The organism is Pseudomonas sp. 43(2021) (assembly GCF_017490805.1).
Taxonomy (GTDB): domain Bacteria; phylum Pseudomonadota; class Gammaproteobacteria; order Pseudomonadales; family Pseudomonadaceae; genus Aquipseudomonas.
Window position 1 is genome coordinate 1 of sequence record NZ_JAFGYJ010000530.1, and the last position, 444, is coordinate 444.

The 444-nt window shown below is 57.9% G+C and carries 1 protein-coding gene; it reads right to left on the reverse strand.

Annotated features, from left to right (window positions below):
* Positions 1–131: 131 nt before the first annotated feature.
* Positions 132–444, reverse strand: a 313-nt coding sequence (locus tag J5M71_RS28540; protein WP_207839019.1) for a TolC family protein, incomplete at its 5' end; no start/stop codon positions are given.

Sequence of the window (444 nt, forward strand, 5' to 3'; positions counted from 1 at the left end):
TTCGCGAGCAGGCTCGCTCCCACAAGAAACCCAGTGCTGCACAAAGGCATAAAAAAACCCCGCGACCGAATGATACGCGGGGCAAAAAATTTGGTTGGTTGCGGCCAACCAAAGGAGCTCTTTAACAACCTTTACTTGCTGGCGACTGTCTCCGGTTGCCAGCCACCGCCGAGGGCCTTGTAGATCGCGACGATGCCGCGATACAGCTCGACTTCGGCCTGGGCCTGAGTGTCTTCGGCGTTCAGGCGCTCACGCTGGGCGTCGAGCAGGACGAGGAAATCGGTGGTGCCTTCGCGATAACGGATTTCTGCCAGGTCAGCAGCCTTGCGACTCGATTCGCTCTGACGGATCAGCGAGATCAGGCGTTGCTGACGCTTGCCGTAATCGCTGAAGGCGTTTTCCGATTCTTCCAGCGCCAGCAGTACTTGTTGCTCGTAGTTGGCC